A 20,762-nucleotide genomic window follows, 5' to 3' on the forward strand; every position below is an offset into this window, starting at 1 on the left:
TGCTATTTCACCCGTCCGCCGCGATTCGATGTCAGAGTGTCGTCAGCGGAGCGCGGCATCATCCGCGGTGAGGCTGGCCGTCGCGATCGTTGCGGCGGAGACGGGCGCGGCGCACGCGCGGGCCGATCAGACAAAAACGGACGGAGACATCGATGGCAGCAGACCTTGGCAAGGGGGCGCTGATCGCGCCCGAAAACGGACTGTCGTACGTGCGCGGCGCAACCGACGTGCCGCTATCCGAAGCGACGATCAGCCGGTTCCTGCTCGACACGGCCGGCCGCTTTCCCGATCGTCCGGCCGTCGTGTTCCGCGAGCAGCAGGTGCGCTGGACCTGGCGCGAGTTCGCGAACGAGGTCGACGTGCTGGCCGCGGGGCTCGCCGCGCTCGGGATCGTGAAGGGCGACCGCGTCGGCATCTGGTCGCCGAACCGCAGCGAATGGTTGCTCACGCAGTTCGCGACCGCGCGGATCGGCGCGGTGCTCGTCAACATCAATCCGGCCTACCGCCTGTCGGAACTCGAATACGCGCTGAACAAGGTCGGCTGCAAGGCCGTGATCGCGGCCGAGCGCTTCAAGACGTCCGCCTACGTCGAGATGCTGCAGACCATCGCGCCGGAGCTCGCGACCGCGACGCCGGGCGACCTGCACGCGGCGCGCGTGCCTGGCCTGCGCACGGTCGTGTCGATGGGCGAGGTGGCGCCCGCCGGCATGTTCCGCTTCGCGGACGTGATGGCGCGCGGGCGCCAGGCCGTCGATCCGGCGCTGCTCGATGCGATCGGTGCGACGCTCGAGGCCCACGATCCGATCAATATCCAGTTCACGAGCGGCACGACCGGCAGCCCGAAAGGCGCGACGCTCACGCACCGCAACGTCGTCAACAACGCGCGCTCGATCGCGATGGCGATGCGTTTCACCGAACAGGATTCGCTCTGCATCCCGGTGCCGCTCTATCACTGCTTCGGGATGGTGCTGGCCGTCCTCGCATGCGTGTCGAAGGGCGCCGCGATGGTGTTCCCCGGCGAAGCGTTCGACCCGGTCGCGACGCTCGCGGCGGTGGCCGAAGAACGCTGCACCGCGCTGCACGGCGTGCCGACGATGTTCATTGCGGAGCTCGATCATCCGGAATTCGCGAAGTTCGACCTGTCGACGCTGCGCACCGGGATCATGGCGGGCTCGCCGTGCCCGATCGAGACGATGAAGCGCGTCGTGTCGCAGATGCATCTTTCCGAAATCACGATCGCGTACGGGATGACGGAGACGAGCCCCGTGTCGTTCCAGAGCTCGACCGACGATCCGCTGGAAAAGCGCACGACGACGGTCGGCCGCATCCAGCCGCATCTCGAAGTGAAGATCGTCGATCCGGCCGGCGACATCGTGCCGGTCGGCGCGACGGGCGAGCTGTGCACGAAGGGCTATTCGGTGATGCTCGGCTACTGGGACGACGACGCAAAGACGCGCGAGGTGCTGATCGACGGCTGGATGCATACGGGCGACCTCGCGACGCTCGACGAGGACGGCTACTGCAACATCGTCGGCCGCCTGAAGGACATGGTGATTCGCGGCGGCGAGAACGTCTATCCGCGCGAGATCGAGGAATTCCTGTTCCGGCATCCGAAGATCCAGAGCGCACAGGTATTCGGTGTGCCCGATGCGAAGTACGGCGAGGAGCTGTGCGCATGGATCGTGCTGCGCGCGGACGAGCAGATGACCGAGGACGACGTGCGCGCGTTCTGCAACGGGCAGATCGCGCACTACAAGATTCCGCGCTATATCCGCTTCGTCGACGAACTGCCGATGACGGTGACGGGCAAGGTACAGAAGTTCGTGATGCGCGACCGGATGATCGAGGAGCTGAAGCTCGACGTGCAGAAGACCGCTTGAAGCGGGACGATGCGCGAAAATGCGGGAGAAACATGGCGGCCTGCGGGCCGACCATGCAGGTCGCTACGTTTTCGATGGACGAAAAAAAGCGGGCTTATTAGCCCGCTAAAAACCACACGCTACGGGGTTAGCGCGAGGAGACCAAAGATGAAACCGTGTCCGGCGGGGAGCCGGAAACGACTCCAACAGGGATGCCCCTCGGAAGGGCTTCGGTACGTGACCGACTGGCTCGCAGCGCTTCGCGTCCGCTCACACTTGGCACACGAGACCGCATCCGTGTTGAAACCGTTGAGGCCCATTGTGGTCGAATTAATGACCCGTCGCGGTAACAAAGTGTTTCAGGTTGTAACGCCCGCCAGATAAGGCTTTCCGGGATTTTTTGCTGTTTTCGGGGTCCTGAAAAAGGTCATTTTTACCCATATTTTCCGCCGCGTTTTCAAGGTATGCGCGCGATGCGTTTTTCACGCGTATCGGGCGCGATGAATTGCCGATTTTCACGCGAGAAAGTGCATGGCGCGATCGATACCGCGCATGACGATTCATTCGTCAGAAAGATTTTGAAACGTGATCGGTACGCGCGAAAGTCGGCCGTTCGGCCAATCCGACGGTTTTGCGCCGATGGCGGGCGCCGCGGCGCGAAGGGAAGATGTAACGGCGGCATGCCGGCTGCCGCCGCAGGTGAGCGATCGGCGCCCGGCGGCAGCGGGGTCGGTGCCCGCGATCGGCCGCCATGGCGCAGGCCCGCTTACTTCAGCCACTTATCCGAAATTGCCTGATATTCATCGGTGGACAGCGCGAGATGCAGCCATTGGTTGACGTACTGCTGGAACACGACGTCGCCGCGCGGCACCATGTACGCCTTCTCGCCGAACTGGAACGGTTTGTCCGGATGCACCGAGCAGAGGCCCGGATTCAGCTTTTGCTGCAACAGCGTCTCGGATGCATCCGTCACCATCACGTCGGCCTTGCCCGCGAGGATCTGCTTGAAGATCGTCACGTTGTCCGGATAGACGGCCAGCTTCGCATGCGTGAAGAACTGCTTCGCGAAGCGCTCGTTGGTGCCGCCCGGATTCACGATCACGCGCGTCTCGGGCCGGTCGATCTGCGCGACGGTCTGGTACTTGTCGGCATCCGCGCAGCGCACGATCGGCGTCTTGCCGTCGACCACGTACGGCTGCGTGAAGAACACGCGCTTCTGGCGCTCGAGCGTCGTCGACACGCCGCCCACCGCGATGTCGCACTTCGCGACGAAGTCGTTGGTGAGGTTCGACCAGCTCGTCTTCACGTAGTCGGTCTTCACGCCGAGCGATTTCGCGAGCGATTCCGCCATGTCGATGTCGATGCCCTCGAAGCGGCCGTCCGCCCGGTAGTACGAATACGGCTTGTAGTCGCCCGTCGTGCACACGCGCAGCGCGCCGCGCGCGAGCACGTCGTCGAGCCGCGAGCCGGCGGCCGGCGCGGTCGTGGCGGTGCCGGCCGCGGTCTGCGCGTGCGCGGCGGTGCAGCACAGCAACGCGGCTGCGGCGAGCGTGGCGAATGTCTTCATCGGTCTCCTCCTTCGTTCGGTTCGATATGAGCGTCCGATCATAACGGAGCCATCGCGCGCGTCATATGGCCGCCATCGCATCGGCATGCGCAGTCCGATCGCAGCTGTCCGGTAAAATGCCGCTTTGCCTTCGCATCGTCGCTCCTACCGTGGCCCATAACCTGCTCAACGACACCTTCCTGCGTGCGCTTCTGCGCGAGCCGACCGACTACACGCCGATCTGGCTGATGCGCCAGGCCGGCCGCTACCTGCCCGAATACAACGCGACGCGCGCGCGCGCCGGCAGCTTCCTCGGCCTCGCGAAGAATCCCGACTACGCGACCGAAGTGACGCTGCAGCCGCTCGAGCGCTTTCCGCTCGACGCCGCGATCCTGTTCTCGGACATCCTGACGATTCCCGACGCGATGGGGCTCGGCCTCGACTTCCAGGTCGGCGAAGGGCCGAAGTTCGCGCATCCGGTGCGTACCGAGGCCGACGTCGCGAAGCTCGCGGTGCCGGACATCGAGGAGACGCTCGGCTACGTGACGGGCGCCGTGCGCGAGATCCGCCACGCGCTCACCGACGGCCAGGGCCGTCAGCGCGTGCCGCTGATCGGTTTCTCGGGCAGCCCGTGGACGCTCGCGTGCTACATGGTCGAAGGCGGCGGCTCGGACGATTTCCGCACGGTGAAGTCGATGGCGTATTCGCGCCCCGACCTGATGCACCGGATCCTCGACGTGAACGCGCAGGCGGTGGCCGCGTACCTGAACGCGCAGATCGAAGCGGGCGCGCAGGCCGTGATGATCTTCGATACGTGGGGCGGCGCGCTGGCCGATGGCGCGTACCAGCGCTTCTCGCTCGATTACATCCGCCGCGTGGTGTCGCAGCTCAAGCGCGAGCACGACGGCGAGCGCGTGCCGGTGATCACGTTCACGAAGGGCGGCGGGCTGTGGCTCGAGGAGATCGCGGCGACCGGCGTCGACGCGGTCGGGCTCGACTGGACGGTCAACCTCGGCGCCGCGCGCGAGCGCGTCGCGGGGCGCGTGGCGCTGCAGGGCAACCTCGATCCGACGATCCTGTTCGCGCCGCCGGCCGCGGTGCGCGAACAGGCGCGCGCGGTGCTCGACAGCTACGGCAACCATCCGGGCCACGTGTTCAACCTCGGGCACGGTATTTCGCAATTCACGTCGCCCGATCACGTCGCCGAACTCGTCGACGAAGTGCATACCCACAGCCGCGCGATCCGTAGCGGAACGGCGAGCTGAACGCAAGCGCCGTCATGCTGCGTTGCGGAATGGCGGTGTTTCGTTTCTGAAACTAAACAGGACGCAACCCCGCTCCCGTTGCCGATTCGGTGCTTGTCAAGACTTGACTTATACACATTTTCCACGTTGCAGCGCGGTAGAGCCCCGTATCGGTCAATTTATCTCGCTATGGTTAGGTAATTTGAATAGCAGCCTTATGGAATAAGGCTTCGCGGGGCCCCGCGGCAAGCGGCGAAAAACAGCGGAAAGCGCGGCCCCGCGCGCGTTGCGGCCGTTGAGCGGCGAGTTCTCAACAAAGTTATCCACAGGCTGTGGCAGGGTATACGGCGATTCCTAATGCGAATCCAAAACTTAGCGCCGAATCTGAAGTTTTACTTTAAGTTCGCCGTCGCGGTGCGGGCGAGGATGCAAGCCGTCTGTCCGCCGCATGCCGCCGCTGCCGGAGCATGTCGATGAGCGGCACCTACCTGCGCGTGGCGCTCGACCATCCGCTCGCGACCCTGTTCGACTACCGCTGCGACGTGCAGCCGGCGCCCATGCCCGGCACGCTCGTGCAGGTGCCGTTCGGCAAGCGGCAGGCCGTCGGGCTCGTTTGCGAAGTCACCACTCACACCGATGTGCCGCCGTCGCGGCTGCGCGCGGTCGATGCGATCTGCGCCGACCTGCCGCCGTTGTCGGCCGACTGGCTCGCGCTCGTGTCGTTCGCCGCCGACTACTATCAGCGCGGGCGCGGCGAAGTCGCGTTGCCGGCGCTGCCGCAGGCGTTGCGCGACGCCGGGCGCTGGGGGCGGCTGCTCGCGCCGGAAGTACGCTACCGGCTGACCGAAGCCGGCCGCGCCGCGCTGCCCGATGCGTTGCCCGCGCGCGGCGCCGCGCTGCGCCGGCTCGCGCAGGCGCTCGTCGATACCGGCTCGCTGACGCTGCCCGACGCGCGCGCGCTGCATCCGAAGGCGGCCGCGACGCTCGACGACTGGGCGGCGCGCGGCTGGGTGGACGTCGAGGAGATCGGCTGGGCCGATGCGCCTGTGACCAAACCTGTGGATAACCTGTCGACAAACGGTGGACGCGCTGTGCCGCCGGCGTTGACGGACCAGCAGGCCGAGGCGCTCGACGCGCTCCGCGCCGCGCAGGGGTTCGCGCCATTCCTGCTGCACGGCGTGACGGGCAGCGGCAAGACCGAGGTCTATCTGCATGCGCTCGCGTCGCTGCTCGACGCGCGGCCGGACGCGCAGGCGCTCGTGCTCGTACCCGAAATCAACCTGACGCCGCAGTTCGAGGCCGCGTTTCGCGCACGCTTCGCGGGCACGCTCGCCGACGATGCGATCGTCACGCTGCACAGCGGGCTCGCCGAAGGCGAGCGGGCGCGCAACTGGCTCGCCGCGCACACGGGCCGTGCGCGGATCGTGCTCGGCACGCGCCTCGCGGTGCTCGCGTCGATGCCGACGCTCGCGTTGATCGTCGTCGACGAAGAGCACGAGCCCGCGTACAAGCAGCAGGAAGGGCTGCGCTATTCGGCGCGCGACCTGGCCGTGTGGCGCGCGAAACAGCTCGGCATCACGGTCGTGCTCGGCTCGGCCACGCCGTCGCTCGAAACCTGGTGGCAGGCCGAGCAGGGGCGCTACACGCGGCTCACGCTGTCGCGCCGCGCGGTGGCCGACGCGACGCTGCCGACCGTGCGGCTGATCGACCTAGAAGAAGAGCGGCGGCGCGGGCGCGCGTCGATGGGCGGGCTGTCGGGGCCGCTCGTCGCGGCGCTGAAGGCGCGGCTCGAACGCGGCGAACAGAGCCTCGTGTTCCTGAACCGGCGCGGTTACGCGCCGCAGCTCGCGTGCGACGCATGCGGCTGGGTGGCCGGCTGTCCGCGCTGCAGCGCCTACGTCGTGCTGCACAAGCCCGAGCACGCGCTGCGCTGCCATCACTGCGGCTGGGAAGCGCGCATTCCGCGGTCGTGCCCCGAGTGCGGGAACGTCGATATCGCGCCGCTCGGACGCGGGACGCAGCGCATTGAGGAGGCGCTCGCCGAAGCCGTGCCGGGCGCCAGGATTCTGCGGATCGACGCGGACAGCACACGCCGCAAGGGCAGTGCGCAGGCACTGTTCTCGGACGTGCACGCGGGCGAAGTCGACATCCTGGTCGGCACGCAGATGATCGCGAAGGGGCACGATTTCCAGCGCGTGTCGCTCGTCGGCGTGCTCAATGCCGATACCGCGCTGTTCTCGCACGACTTCCGCGCGAGCGAGCGGCTGTTCGCGCAGCTGATGCAGGTGAGCGGTCGTGCAGGGCGTGCCGGGCTGCCGGGCGAGGTGATGGTGCAGACGCGCTACCCGCGTCACGCGCTGTACCACGCGCTCGGGCGGCAGGACTACGTGGGCTTCGCGAATTCGACGCTCGGCGAGCGTCGCGACGCGCACCTGCCGCCGTTCGTCTACCAGGCGCTGCTGCGCGCCGAAGGCCGCACGCTCGACGCGGCGCTTGCGTTCCTGCTGCAGGCCGCGACCGCGTTGCCGGGGCTGCCGGGCGCCGATCGTGTGACCGTGTACGACGCGGTGCCGATGACGATCGTGAAGGTCGCGAACGTCCACCGCGCGCAACTGCTGCTCGAAAGCGCGTCGCGGGCGGCGCTGCAGCATGCGCTGCGCGCATGGCTGCCGGAGCTGCGCGCGCTGAAGGGCGTGTTGCGGTGGAGCGTCGAGGTCGATCCGCTGGATATCTGAGCGGCGTACCCGCCCGCATGGCGCGGGCCGCTGCCGGAAGCCAGGAAGCCAGGAAGCCAGGAAGCCAGGAAGCCAGGAAGCCAGGAAGCCAGGAAGCCAGGGCCGCCGGGCGCCCCGACCCGTCTTCCGCCGTCGCGTGCCCGACGCCGGCACCGCACCACATCACCCCAGTGCAACCCGTTTTCGGTCGCTTTCGCGCATGCCGAGGGTTGCACACGCCCGTCGAACCGGCTCGATCAGGGAAAACACCGATCCCGAGACCACGGGCAACCCCTAGGTTGCAACCGGATAAGTGTCTGATTATATTGGCTAACTTATGGGTGCAACCTGCCTCTCAATTTGGTTGCACCTTTTTATTGCGTGCCGTAGGATTTCGCGCATCCTCTTACACCACATTGCCGGGCTCGCACCGGCGCACGAACCCACCATGGCAAGCACGACTCTCGGCGTCAAAGTCGACGACCTTCTCCGCTCGCGCCTCAAGGACGCCGCCGCGCGTCTGGAGCGCACTCCCCACTGGCTGATCAAGCAGGCGATCTTCGCGTATCTCGAGCGCATCGAGCACGGCCAGTTGCCGGCCGAGCTGTCGGGCCACAGCGGCGTGACGGAGCTCGCCGACGGACAGACGGCGGACGGCGACGACGACAACTCGTCGCATCCGTTCCTCGAGTTCGCGCAGAACGTGCAGCCGCAATCGGTGCTGCGCGCGGCGATCACGGCCGCGTACCGCCGCCCGGAACCGGAATGCGTGCCGTTCCTGCTCGGCCAGGCGCGTCTGCCCGCGAACCTGCAGGCGGACGCGCAGGCGCTCGCGACGAAGCTGGTCGAGACGCTGCGCGAGAAGAGCTCGGGCGGCGGCGTCGAAGGGCTGATCCACGAGTTCTCGCTGTCGAGCCAGGAAGGCGTTGCGCTGATGTGTCTCGCCGAAGCGCTGCTGCGCATTCCCGATCGCGCGACGCGCGATGCGCTGATCCGCGACAAGATCAGCAAGGGCGACTGGCGCTCGCACGTCGGCCACGCGCCGTCGCTGTTCGTGAACGCGGCGACCTGGGGGCTGATGATCACCGGCAAGCTCGTGACGACCAACAGCGAAGCGGGCCTGTCGTCGGCGCTCACGCGCCTGATCGGCCGCGGCGGCGAGCCGCTGATCCGCAAGGGCGTCGACATGGCGATGCGCCTGATGGGCGAGCAGTTCGTCACCGGCGAAACGATTTCCGAAGCGCTCGCGAACAGCCGCAAGTACGAAGCGCGCGGCTTCCGCTACTCGTACGACATGCTCGGCGAAGCGGCGACGACCGAAGAGGATGCGCTGCGCTACTACGCGTCGTACGAACAGGCGATCCATGCGATCGGCAAGGCGGCCGGCGGCCGCGGCATCTACGAAGGCCCGGGCATCTCGATCAAGCTGTCGGCGCTGCACGCGCGCTACTCGCGCTCGCAGCAGGACCGCACGATGAGCGAACTGCTGCCGCGCGTGCGTGCGCTCGCGCTGCTCGCGCGCCGCTACGACATCGGGCTGAACATCGACGCGGAAGAGGCCGACCGCCTCGAACTGTCGCTCGACCTGCTCGAGGCGCTGTGTTTCGATCCGGAGCTCGCGGGCTGGAACGGCATCGGCTTCGTCGTGCAGGGCTACCAGAAGCGCTGCCCGTTCGTCATCGACTACCTGATCGATCTCGCGCGCCGCAGCCGTCACCGCCTGATGATCCGTCTGGTGAAGGGCGCGTACTGGGATACCGAAATCAAGCGGGCGCAGGTCGACGGCCTCGAAGGCTATCCGGTCTACACGCGCAAGATCTACACCGACGTGTCGTACCTCGCGTGCGCGAAGAAGCTGCTCGCGGCACCGGACGCCGTCTACCCGCAATTTGCGACGCACAACGCGTACACGCTGGCCGCGATCTACCAGCTCGCGGGCCAGAACTACTACCCGGGCCAGTACGAATTCCAGTGCCTGCACGGGATGGGCGAGCCGCTGTACGAGGAAGTCACGGGCCGCGACAAGCTGAACCGTCCGTGCCGCGTGTACGCACCGGTCGGCACGCACGAGACGCTGCTCGCGTACCTCGTCCGCCGTCTGCTGGAAAACGGCGCGAACACGTCGTTCGTGAACCGTATCGCCGACAAGACGGTGTCGGTGAAGGAACTGGTCGCCGATCCGGCCGACGAAGCATCGAAGGTCGTGCCGCTCGGCGCGCCGCACGCGAAGATCCCGCTGCCGCGCAACCTGTATGGCGACGAGCGTCCCAACTCGATGGGCCTTGATCTGTCGAACGAACACCGTCTCGCGTCGCTGTCGTCCGCGCTGCTCGCGAGCGCGCACCATCCGTGGCGCGCGGCGCCGATGCTCGCCGACGACGCGCTCGCCGACGCACCGGCACGCGACGTGCGCAACCCGGCCGACCAGCGCGACGTGGTCGGCACGGTCAGCGAAGCGACGGCCGAACACGTGAGCGCGGCGCTCGCGCACGCGGTGGCCGCCGCGCCGATCTGGCAGGCGACGCCGGTCGACGCGCGCGCCGATTGCCTGGTGCGCGCGGCCGACCTGCTCGAAGCGCAGATGCACACGCTGATGGGCCTGATCGTGCGCGAAGCCGGCAAGTCGCTGCCGAACGCGATCGCCGAGATCCGCGAAGCGGTCGACTTCCTGCGCTACTACGCGGCGCAGATCCGCGGCGAATTCTCGAACGACACGCACCGTCCGCTCGGCCCCGTGGTCTGCATCAGCCCGTGGAACTTCCCGCTCGCGATCTTCATGGGCCAGGTGGCCGCGGCGCTGGCCGCCGGCAACACGGTGCTCGCGAAGCCCGCCGAACAGACGCCGCTGATCGCCGCGCAAGCCGTGCGCCTGCTGCGCGAGGCCGGGGTGCCGGCCGGCGCGGTGCAACTGCTGCCGGGCACCGGCGAGACCGTCGGCGCGGCGCTGGTCGCCGATCCGCGCACGCGTGCGGTGATGTTCACGGGTTCGACCGAAGTCGCGCGCCTGATCAACAAGACGCTCTCGGCGCGCCTCGATCCGGACGGCAAGCCGATTCCGCTGATCGCCGAAACGGGCGGCCAGAACGCGATGATCGTCGACTCGTCGGCGCTCGCGGAGCAGGTCGTCGCGGACGTGATGCAGTCGTCGTTCGACTCGGCCGGTCAACGGTGTTCGGCGCTGCGCGTTCTGTGTCTGCAGGACGACGTCGCGGACCGCACGCTGACGATGCTCAAGGGCGCGATGCACGAACTGACGCTCGGCAACCCCGACCGGCTGTCGACCGACGTCGGCCCGGTGATCGACGCCGAAGCGAAGCAGACGATCGACACGCACGTCGCGGCGATGAAGGACAAGGGCCACGCGGTTACGCAACTACCGATGCCCGAGGCCTGCGCGCACGGCACGTTCGTGCCGCCGACGCTGATCGAGATCGGCAGCATCGACGAGTTGAAGCGTGAAGTGTTCGGCCCCGTGCTGCACGTGGTGCGCTACCGCCGCAACCAGCTCGACAAGCTGCTCGAGCAGATCCGCGCGACCGGCTACGGGCTGACGCTCGGCATCCACACGCGGATCGACGAGACGATCGCGCACGTGATCTCGAATGCGCACGTGGGCAACATCTACGTGAACCGCAACGTGATCGGCGCGGTGGTCGGGGTGCAGCCGTTCGGCGGCGAAGGGCTGTCGGGCACGGGCCCGAAGGCCGGCGGCGCGCTGTACCTGCAGCGCCTGCTCGCGACGCGTCCGTCGGGCCTGCCGCGCTCGCTCGCGCAGTCGCTGGTGGCGGACGGCGCGACCGAAAGCGATGCGCGCGGCAACCCGGCGGCGGCGCTCACGACGCTGCGCGACTGGCTGATCGAGCAGCGCGAGCCGGCGCTGGCCGCGCGTTGCGACGGCTATCTCGCGCAGGTGCCGGCCGGCGCGACCGCCGTGCTGACCGGCCCGACGGGCGAGCGAAACACGTATACACTCGGCCCGCGCGGCACGGTGCTGTGTGTCGCGGCCACGCCGGGCGGCGCGCGTGCGCAGTTCGCGGCGGTGCTGGCGACGGGCAACCGCGCGTTGTTCGCCGGCGCGGCGGGCGAGGCGCTGGTCGCCGCGCTGCCGGCGTCGCTGAAGGCGCACGCGGCCGTGCGCAAGCAGGCCGACGCGCCGTTCGACGCGGTGCTGTTCGAAGGCGACAGCGACGAGCTGCAGACGCTCGTGAAGGACGTCGCGCAGCGGCCGGGCCCGATCGTGTCGGTGCAGGGCGTGTCGGTGGGCGCGTTCGAGAACGGCGATGCGGAAGACTACGCGCTCGAGCGGCTCCTGACGGAGCGCTCGGTGAGCGTGAACACGGCCGCGGCGGGCGGCAATGCGAATTTGATGACGATCGGCTGATCATCCTTGCCGTTCGGATCAAACAAAGGAAGCGGCAAGGCGATCCCGAAGCCGCTCCATTTACCCTGGTACCAAGGAGATGCTATGCAACACACGATGAAAAAGGTGGCAGGCGCGACGTTCGTCGCGGTCATGTCGCTGGCGGGGACGGCCCATGCGGATGACGTGAAGATCGGTTACGCAGGGCCGATGACGGGCGCGCAGGCGCACTACGGCAAGGATATGCAGAACGGGATCGTGCTCGCGCTGGAAGACTTCAACGCGACGAACCCGAAGATCGGCGGCAAGGCCGTGAAGTTCGTGCTCGACACGCAGGACGACCAGGCTGACCCGCGCACGGGTACGACGGTCGCGCAGAAGCTGGTCGACGACGGCATCAAGGGCATGCTCGGCCACTTCAACTCGGGCACGACGATTCCGGCCTCGCGCATCTACGCGAACGCCGGCATTCCGGAAATCGCGATGGCGACGGCGCCGGAATACACGCAGCAGGGCTACAAGACGACCTTCCGCATGATGACGTCCGACACGCAGCAGGGCTCGGTGGCCGGCACGTTCGCGTCGAAGGATCTCGGCATGAAGAAGATCGCGATCGTCGACGACCGCACGGCCTACGGCCAGGGTCTCGCCGACCAGTTCGAGAAGGCCGCGAAGGCCGGCGGCGCGACGATCGTCGACCGTGAATTCACGAACGACAAGGCCGTCGACTTCAAGGCCATTCTCACGAAGCTGAAGGCGGCGAAGCCGGACCTCGTCTACTACGGCGGCGCGGATTCGCAGGCAGCGCCGATGGTCAAGCAGATGAAGACGCTCGGCATCACCGCACCGCTGATGAGCGGCGAAATGGTGAAGACGCCGACGTTCCTGAAGATCGCGGGCAACGCGGCCGAAGGCACGATCGCGTCGCTGGCCGGCCTCCCGCTGGAAGAAATGCCGGGCGGCAAGGGTTACGCCGACAAGTACAAGAAGCGCTTCGGCGAAGACGTGCAGACGTACTCGCCGTACGCGTACGACGGCGCGATGGCGATGCTGAACGCGATGAAGAAGGCCGATTCGACCGACCCGGCGAAGTACCTGCCGGTGCTCGCGAAGACCGACATGGCCGGCGTCACGTCGACGCACGTCGCGTATGACGCGAAGGGCGACCTGAAGAACGGCGGCATCACGATGTACAAGGTCGAGAAGGGCGAGTGGAAGCCGCTGAAGAGCATCGGCGGCAAGTAAGCAGCCGGTCGTGATGTTCTGAAGCGCGGGCGGCGGCGAAGGTCGCTGCCCGGCCGCTCATGCATGTAAAAAAGCCACCGGGCCGTCGAGCTCGGTGGCTTTTTTTATCGGCGTGAGCGGAGGCTACTCCCCGCGCACGCGCAGCAGGAACTTCTGCAGCTTGCCGGTCGGCGTGCGCGGCAGCGCCTGCACGAACGTGAATTCGCGCGGGATCTTGTACGCGGCGAGCCGCTCGCCGCAGAACGTGCGCAGCGCATCCGCATCGAGCGCCGCGTTCGCCCGCGTCACGACGTGCGCGACGACCGTCTCGCCCCAGTCCGGATGCGGGACGCCGACGACGGCCGCCTCGGCGATGTCCGGGTGCGCGCCGAGCACGTCCTCCACTTCCTTCGAATAGACGTTCTCGCCGCCGGTGACGATCATGTCCTTCAGCCGGTCGACGATGAACAGGTAGCCATCCTGATCGATCCGCGCGAGGTCGCCGGTGCGATACCAGCCGTGCGGCGCGAACGCGGCGCGCGTCGCGGCCGCGTCGTCGAGATAGCCGAGCATCATGCAGTCGGCCTTCAGCCAGATCTCGCCGGTTTCGCCCGGCCGCGCATCGACGCCGTCCATCCGTACGACCCGCAGGTCGACGCCCGGGCCGCCCTGGCGGCCGATGGAGCCCGCCTTCGCGATCTGCTCGTCCGGATACAGCGTCGTGCCGGCCGGCCCGGTTTCGGTCATCCCGTACACGTGGAAGAACGCGTGGCTGCGGTACGCGTGGGCGAGCCGTTCGGCCTGCGCGGCGCCGATCGGGCCGCCGCCGTACAGCCACGCGCGCACGCTCGACAGGTCGAATGCCGCGAAGCCGTCGATCGTGTCGAGCGGCAGCGTATACGATACCGGCGCGCCGAAATACAGCGTCACGCGCTCGCGCTCGACGGTCTGCAGAAAGCGCAGCGGATGGTATTCGCGCAGCAGCACGACGGTGCCGCCCGCGTACAGCGTGCCGCCGAACCAGTTGTTCAGCGGCGACGAATGCCAGATCGGCATCGCCATCAGCGTGCGCTCGTCGCGGCCGATCCCGGTCGCGAGCGCCGCCTGCATCGCCGCGAGCGTCACGGTGCGATGACTGTGCACGCACCCCTTCGGGCGGCCGGTCGTGCCGGACGTGTAGAGGATCTGCGCGATGTCGTCGTCGGCCGGCTCGATGCCCGCGAGGCCGTCCATCGTCGCGCACATCGCGTCGAAGTTCGGCACGCCGTCGAGTTCCCCCTCGGTGACGAGCCGCCGCGCCGGATGCACGATGCGCTCGACCACCGGCGCGAGCGTCACGTCGAACAGCAGCGCCTTGCTGCCGCTGTGTTCGAGCACGTAGTCGATCTCCGGCGCCTGCAGCTTGTGGTTGACCGGCACGAATGCCGCGCCGAGGCGCCATGCGCCGAACATCAGGTCGACGAAGGCCGGCGTGTTGAGGCACATCGCGGCGACGCGGTCGCCGGCCGCGACGCCGAGCGCGCTCAGCACGGCCGCCGCGCGGTACGAACGCTCGCGTGCGGCCGCATACGTGATCGTCGCGGATTCGCTGACGAGGAACGGCTTGTCGGGCGTCGCACGGGCGGCGCGGTCGAGGGCGGCGACGAGGTTCATCGAGGCTCCGGGGCGAGGCGAACGACTGCGAATTCGGGTGAACGGACCGGCGTCAGGCCGGGTACGCGCGCTGCAGCAGTGCGGCGACGTCGATCGCGTGCGGCTCGAAGCCGCCCGCGATGCGGCCCCAGTCGGGCGCGGCGAGCCGCGTCGCGACGAACGCGTCGGCGACGGCCGCCGGCGCATCGCGGCGCAGCAGGCACGCCTGCGCGACGATCGCGAGCCGCTGCGCGAACACGCGGCCCGATGCCTCGAGCGTGTCGGCCGGGGCGGCGAGCATCGCGCGCAACGCGTCGAGCGGCGCGCGAATGCGCGGTTCGCCCGCGCCGAGGTCGGCCAATTCGTCGAACAGCGCGGCGGCCGCGTCGGGCTCGCGCGACACCGCGCGCAGCACGTCGAGACACATCACGTTACCCGAGCCTTCCCAGATCGAGTTGACGGGCGCCTCGCGGAAGAGGCGCGCGATCGGGCCGTCGTCGACGTAGCCGTTGCCGCCGAACACTTCCATCACCTCGCCGGTCAGCTCGACCGCGCGCTTGCAGACCCAGAATTTCGCGGCGGGCGTGACGATCCGCTTCCATGCGCGTTCGCGCGGCGAGTCGTCGCGTTCGAACGCGTCGGCAAGGCGCATCGCGAGCGACAGTGCCGCCTCGCTTTCGAGCGCGAGATCGGCGAGCACGGTGCGCATCAGCGGCTGCTCGGCGAGCGCGCGTCCGAATGCATGGCGCTGGCGCGTGTAGGCGATCGCCTGCACGACACCCTGGCGCAGCATCGCCGCGCTGCCGAGCACGCAGTTCAGCCGCGTGGTGGTGGCCATCTCGATGATGGTCGGAATGCCGCGGCCTTCGTCGCCGAGCATGATCCCCCACGCATCGTTCAGCTCGACCTCGCTGCTCGAGTTGCTGCGGTTGCCGACCTTGTTCTTCAGCCGCTGGATCTCGACTGCGTTCTTCGTGCCGTCCGGCTGCCAGCGCGGCACGTAGAAGCACGACGGGCCGCCGGCTTCGGTGCGCGCGACGACGAGGTGCGCGTCGCACATCGGCGCGGAGAAGAACCACTTGTGGCCGCGCAGCCGGTATTCGCCGCCGCGCCCGCCCGCGCCGACCGGCGTGGCGAGCGTCGTGTTCGCGCGCACGTCGGAGCCGCCCTGTTTCTCGGTCATGCCCATGCCGAACCAGATCGCGCGCTTGTCGGCGACCGGCACGTCGCGCGGATCGTAGTCGTCGCTGTAGAGCTTGTCGCGCAGCAGGGCCCACAGCGCCGGCTCCTTCTGCAGCACGGGGATCGCGGCCTGCGTCATCGTCGCGGGGCACAGCGTGCCGGCCTCGATCTGGCCGTGCAGGTAGAAGCCGGCGGCCGTCGCGGCCCAGCGGCCGCGGCGCGCGTCGCGGAACGCGAGCGACACGAAGCCTTCGTGGCGATACTGGCCGAGCAGTGCGTGCCATGCGGGATGGAAGTCGACGCGGTCGATGCGCCGGCCGCGCCGGTCGAACGCGTTCAGTTCGGGCGTGTGGCGGTTCGCTTCGTCGGCGAGCCGCGCGGTGTCGGCGCTCCCGAGCCGCGCGCCGTACGCGTCGAGCTGCGGCACGGCCCAGTCGGCGCCCGCCCGGGCGAGCGCGCCGCGCAGCGCGAGATCCGTCGCGAAGAGGTTATAGTCGACGAGTTCGTCGAACTGGTTCGTGACGGCGTGAATCGAGTCGATCATCGCGGTTGTCTCCGGTCTCATGCTTCGCGGTCAGCCGGCGTCGTGCCGCGCGGGGGGCGCTTCGGCGCGGGTTCCGGCTTCCGGTAAACGGATGCCCTGCTGAATTCAGAGTAGCAAATATGCCGCCGCGACATGTTCAGGTTCCGGCGCCGCCCGGCTCGCCGGCGGCGCAACCCGCGCCCGCGTTGCGCCGCCGGCCGCGCCAGTCGCGCGCGCAGGCGAGCTCCGACGCGCTGCAACAGGCGTTCGTTCAGCTTTTGCTCGAACGCGGCTACGCGAAGGCGACGATCCGCGAGATCGCGGCCGTCGCGGGCGTCAGCATCGGCACCTTCTACGAGTATTTCGGCGACAAGCAGAGCCTCGCGGCGCTCTGCATTCACCGCCGCGTGCTGGCGCTGGCCGACCGGCTGCGCGACATGGTGCGGCGGTTGCGCGGCGCGCCGCGGGCCCAGCTCGCTGCCGCGCTGGTCGACCTCCAGGTCGAGACGATCGCTGCCGACGCGGCGCTGTGGGGCGCGCTGTTCGCGCTGGAGCGGCAGGTGTCGCCGCTGACCGCCTATCGCCGGCATTACGACGCCTATGTCGCGCTGTGGCGCGATGCGCTCGCGCACGCGGCCGACCCGCCGCCGGCCGAGCGGCTCGACGGGCTCGCGCGGATGGCCCACACGATCTGCTACGGCGGGCTGTCGCAGGCGTTGCTGACGCTCGGGCCGGCGCTCGATTTCGCCGCGCAACGCCGCGAACTGCGGGCCGTGCTGCTCGCGTACCTCGCGGCGGCGAATGGATAGCTTTCGTAGGGGAAATGCCTGATTCGCATGTCGAGGCCGCAGATCAGCCTTGCCGTTGCGTACTTCTCGCCGCGAGCCATGAGAAAAATGCATGGCCGCCATGACGAACTTTCGATTGTCCGCCGATATTGGCTGGGGCTAAATCATGCGGCAGATGCAGGGCCGCGCAGGGCGCGGCCCGCCGAAGGACATCAGGAGGAGGAGTCATGCGAAGCGCCGCCGCGCCCCGTTCGAAACTGCCCGACGTCGGGACGACGATCTTCACGGTGATCGGCCAGCTGGCCGCGCAATACGATGCGTTGAACCTTTCGCAGGGCGCACCCAATTTCGCGCCCGATCCGGCGCTCGTCGAAGGCGTCGCGCGTGCGATGCGCGACGGCCACAACCAGTACGCGCCGATGGCCGGCGTGATCGCGCTGCGCGAGCGGCTCGCCGAGAAGACCGAGGCGCTGTACGGCGCGCGCTACGACCCGGCGACCGAGATCACGGTCATCGCGAGCGCGAGCGAAGGGCTTTATGCGGCGATCAGCGCGCTCGTGCATCCGGGCGACGAAGTGATCTATTTCGAGCCGTCGTTCGACAGCTATGCGCCGATCGTGCGGCTGCAGGGCGCGACGCCGGTCGCGATCAAGCTGTCGCCCGAGCATTTCCGCGTGAACTGGGACGAGGTGGCCGCGGCCATCACGCCGCGCACGCGGATGATCATCGTCAACACGCCGCACAACCCGACCGCGACGGTGTTCTCCGCCGACGATCTCGAGCGGCTCGCGCAGCTCACGCGCGACACGGGCATCGTGGTGCTGTCCGACGAAGTCTACGAGCACGTGGTGTTCGACGGCGCGCGGCACCAGAGCGTCGCGCGCCACCGCGAGCTGGCCGAGCGCAGCGTGATCGTGTCTTCGTTCGGCAAGTCGTTCCACGTGACCGGCTGGCGCGTCGGCCATTGCCTCGCGCCGGCCGAGCTGATGGACGAGATCCGCAAGGTGCACCAGTTCATGGTGTTCTCGGCCGACACGCCGATGCAGGTCGCGTTCGCCGAAATCCTCGCGCGGCCGGACAGCTATCTTGGCCTGTCGGCGTTCTACCAGGCCAAGCGCGACCTGCTCGCGCGCGAGCTGGCCGATTCGCGTTTCGAGCTGCTGCCGAGCGAAGGCTCGTTCTTCATGCTCGCGCGCTTTCGCCACTTTTCGGACGAAAGCGACAGCGATTTCGTGCTGCGCCTGATCCGCGACGCGCGTGTCGCGACGATTCCGCTGTCGGCGTTCTATACCGACGGCACCGACGCCGGCGTGATCCGGCTCAGTTTTTCGAAGGACGACGCGACGCTGGTCGAAGGCGCGCGGCGACTGCGTTCGCTGTAGAAAAACCGGCGACGGGCAACCGGCGACGGGCACGTCGCATCGACCAGACACAGGAGATCACGATGAAGCACACGGCCACCCTGAAACTCGCGTTCGCACTTGCGTGCGCAATCGGCTCCGGCGCGGCGCTCGCCGATGCGCCGACGCTGCGTTTCGGCCTCGAAGCGCAATACCCGCCGTTCGAATCGAAGGCGCCGAACGGCGACCTGCAGGGCTTCGACATCGACGTCGGCAATGCCGTCTGCCAGACGGCGAAGCTGTCGTGCAAATGGGTCGAGACGTCGTTCGACGGGCTGATTCCGGCGCTGAAGGGCCGCAAGTTCGACGCGATCAACTCGGCGATGAACGCCACCGAGCAACGGCGCCAGGCGATCGACTTCACGACGATCATCTATCGCGTGCCGACCCAGCTGATCGCGCGCACCGGCAGCGGCCTGCTGCCGACGCCGGAATCGCTGAAGGGCAAGCGCGTGGGCGTGCTGCAGGCGTCGATCCAGGAAACCTTCGCGAAGGCGCACTGGGAGCCGGCCGGCGTCGCGGTCCTCGCGTACCAGGACCAGAACCAGGCGTATGCGGATCTGGTCGCGGGCCGCCTCGACGCGACGCTCGTGCTCGCGCCGTCCGGCCAGCGCGGCTTCCTGTCGCGCCCGGACGGCAAGGGCTTCTCGTTCGTCGGCCAGCCGGTGCACGACGACAGGATTCTCGGCAGCGGCATCGCGTTCGGGCTGCGCAAGGGCGACGATGCGCTGAAGGCGAAGCTCGACGCGGCGATCGACAAGCTGAAGGCGGACGGCACGGTGAAGTCGCTCGGCCTGAAGTATTTCGGCGATATCGACATCTCGACGAAGTAAGCGGGCCGCGCACGATGCCGACCCCGAACCCGGCCGCCGCGGGCAGCGCACCGGACGGCATGCCGCTGCCGGACGATGCACGCGATGCACGCGACGCCGTGCTCGCCGCCGAACTGGGCGACGCGCTCGTCACGCGTGCGGCCGATATCGACCCGCGTTATTTCACCGCGTACAACGAGCCGGCCGGCGTGCGGCCGCGTGCACTGGTGCGCCCGCGCAGCGTCGACGACGTGTCGCGCACGCTCGCGGCATGTATGCGGCTCGGCCAGCCGGTCGTGCCGCAAGGCGGGCTGACGGGGCTCGCGCGCGGCGCGGTCGCGCTGGGCGGCGAGGTCGTGCTGTCGATGGAGCGCTTCGCGGGCATCGAGGCGCTCGACGCGGCGGCCGGCACGATCACCGTGCGCGCGGGCACGCCGCTGCAGACGGTGCAGGACGCCGCTGAAGCGGCGGGCTTCACGTTCGGTGTCGATCTCGGCGCGCGCGGCTCGTGCCAGATCGGCGGCATGCTCGCGACCAATGCGGGCGGCACGCGCGCGATCCGCTACGGGATGATGCGCGAGCAGGTGCTCGGGCTCGAGGTCGTGCTCGCGGACGGCACGGTCGTGTCGTCGATGAACCGGATGCTGAAGAACAACGCCGGCTACGACCTAAAGCAACTGTTCATCGGTAGCGAAGGAACGCTCGGCGTCGTCACGCGCGCGGTGCTGCGGCTGCATCCGTTGCTCGCGGCGCCGGCCACGGCGCTGTGCCGCGTGCGCGACTACGATGCGGTGGTCGGGCTGTGGAACCGCATGCGCGCGCTGCCGGAGGTCGTCAGTTTCGAGGCGATGTGGCCGGCGTTCTACGACTACGTCGCGCGCCATACGCCGGGCGTAACCGCGCCGTTCGCGGGCGACGGCGGTTTCGCGGTGTTGATCGAATGTGCGACGAGCGCGCCGGGCGGCGATGCGCACCATGCGCTCGAAACGGGGCTGGCCGCGGGGTTCGATGCAGCGCTCATCGACGATGCGGTACTCGCGAGCTCCGAGCGGCAGGCGCGCGATTTGTGGACGCTGCGCGAAGGCCTCGCGATCGATGCGCTGCCCCATCTCGTCAACTTCGACGTGAGTCTGCCCACGGGCGAACTCGGCACGTTCGCCGAGCGCTGCGAGGCGGCGTTGCGGGCGCGCTGGCCGGCGCTCACGTGCCTGTTCTTCGGCCATGTCGGCGACGGCAACGTGCATATCGGCGTGTCGCTGGCCGGGATGACCGACGCGGACGCCGATGCGCTCGATCGCTGCGTGTATGCGGTGGTGCGCGACATGGGCGGCTCGGTGTCGGCCGAGCACGGGATCGGCGTGCTCAAGCGTCCTTATCTCGCGTACACGCGCAGCGACGCGGAAATCGGGCTGATGCGGCGCCTGAAGGCCGCGCTGGACCCGCGCGGAATCCTGAACCCCGGCAAGGTGCTTTGACGA

At 68.4% G+C, this 20,762-nt stretch carries 13 protein-coding genes; 9 read left to right on the top strand and 4 right to left on the bottom strand.

The genetic code is table 11. The features are described 5' to 3' along the window. Positions 1-152: 152 nt before the first annotated feature. Positions 153-1,880, top strand: coding sequence for an AMP-binding protein (locus tag HWX09_RS30915; protein ID WP_027783169.1), 1,728 nt, complete (start codon positions 153-155; stop codon positions 1,878-1,880). A gap of 309 nt (positions 1,881-2,189) precedes the next feature. Here the strand turns inward: HWX09_RS30915 and HWX09_RS30920 are convergent, their stop codons facing one another. After that, positions 2,190-2,378, bottom strand: coding sequence for a hypothetical protein (locus HWX09_RS30920; RefSeq protein ID WP_155257337.1), 189 nt, complete (start codon positions 2,376-2,378; stop codon positions 2,190-2,192). A gap of 247 nt (positions 2,379-2,625) precedes the next feature. Next, positions 2,626-3,426, bottom strand: a complete 801-nt coding sequence (locus HWX09_RS30925) for a transporter substrate-binding domain-containing protein (RefSeq protein ID WP_027783170.1) — start codon at positions 3,424-3,426, stop codon at positions 2,626-2,628. 149 nt (positions 3,427-3,575) lie between these two features. Here HWX09_RS30925 and hemE point away from each other — a divergent pair, with 149 nt between their 5' ends. The 4 genes from hemE to HWX09_RS30945 all read left to right on the top strand — a co-directional run bounded on the left by hemE (position 3,576) and on the right by HWX09_RS30945 (position 12,968). Beyond that, complete coding sequence (gene hemE / locus HWX09_RS30930; protein WP_034185389.1) at positions 3,576-4,670, top strand: uroporphyrinogen decarboxylase; 1,095 nt, start codon at positions 3,576-3,578, stop codon at positions 4,668-4,670. Positions 4,671-5,122: 452 nt separating this feature from the next. Beyond that, the gene (locus HWX09_RS30935; protein ID WP_027783172.1) at positions 5,123-7,384 is read left to right on the top strand and encodes a primosomal protein N'; all 2,262 of its coding nucleotides are present in this window, start codon (positions 5,123-5,125) and stop codon (positions 7,382-7,384) included. 427 nt (positions 7,385-7,811) lie between these two features. Beyond that, complete coding sequence (gene putA, locus HWX09_RS30940; RefSeq protein WP_027783173.1) at positions 7,812-11,744, top strand: trifunctional transcriptional regulator/proline dehydrogenase/L-glutamate gamma-semialdehyde dehydrogenase; 3,933 nt, start codon at positions 7,812-7,814, stop codon at positions 11,742-11,744. 84 nt (positions 11,745-11,828) lie between these two features. Further along, the gene (locus HWX09_RS30945) at positions 11,829-12,968 is read left to right on the top strand and encodes a branched-chain amino acid ABC transporter substrate-binding protein (RefSeq protein ID WP_027783174.1); all 1,140 of its coding nucleotides are present in this window, start codon (positions 11,829-11,831) and stop codon (positions 12,966-12,968) included. Between the two features lie 123 nt (positions 12,969-13,091). Here HWX09_RS30945 and HWX09_RS30950 read toward each other — a convergent pair whose 3' ends face one another. After that, positions 13,092-14,600, bottom strand: coding sequence for an AMP-binding protein (locus HWX09_RS30950; protein WP_027783175.1), 1,509 nt, complete (start codon positions 14,598-14,600; stop codon positions 13,092-13,094). Positions 14,601-14,652: 52 nt separating this feature from the next. Then, positions 14,653-16,305, bottom strand: a complete 1,653-nt coding sequence (locus HWX09_RS30955) for an acyl-CoA dehydrogenase family protein (RefSeq protein ID WP_027783176.1) — start codon at positions 16,303-16,305, stop codon at positions 14,653-14,655. A gap of 119 nt (positions 16,306-16,424) precedes the next feature. Between HWX09_RS30955 and HWX09_RS30960 the strand changes: the two genes are divergently transcribed. The 4 genes from HWX09_RS30960 to HWX09_RS30975 all read left to right on the top strand — a co-directional run bounded on the left by HWX09_RS30960 (position 16,425) and on the right by HWX09_RS30975 (position 20,759). Continuing rightward, positions 16,425-17,093, top strand: a complete 669-nt coding sequence (locus HWX09_RS30960; RefSeq protein WP_027783177.1) for a TetR/AcrR family transcriptional regulator — start codon at positions 16,425-16,427, stop codon at positions 17,091-17,093. A 206-nt stretch (positions 17,094-17,299) separates the two neighbouring features. Beyond that, positions 17,300-18,454 (top strand): pyridoxal phosphate-dependent aminotransferase, encoded by a 1,155-nt coding sequence (locus tag HWX09_RS30965; RefSeq protein ID WP_027783178.1) that lies wholly within the window; start codon positions 17,300-17,302, stop codon positions 18,452-18,454. Between the two features lie 62 nt (positions 18,455-18,516). Then, positions 18,517-19,305, top strand: coding sequence for an ABC transporter substrate-binding protein (locus tag HWX09_RS30970; protein WP_027783179.1), 789 nt, complete (start codon positions 18,517-18,519; stop codon positions 19,303-19,305). 14 nt (positions 19,306-19,319) lie between these two features. Beyond that, positions 19,320-20,759: an FAD-binding oxidoreductase gene (locus HWX09_RS30975; RefSeq protein ID WP_027783180.1), complete on the top strand. Its 1,440-nt coding sequence runs from the start codon at positions 19,320-19,322 to the stop codon at positions 20,757-20,759. Positions 20,760-20,762: the final 3 nt, after the last annotated feature.

This window comes from Burkholderia sp. BCC1208 (genome assembly GCF_902833095.1).
Taxonomy (GTDB): Bacteria; Pseudomonadota; Gammaproteobacteria; order Burkholderiales; family Burkholderiaceae; genus Burkholderia.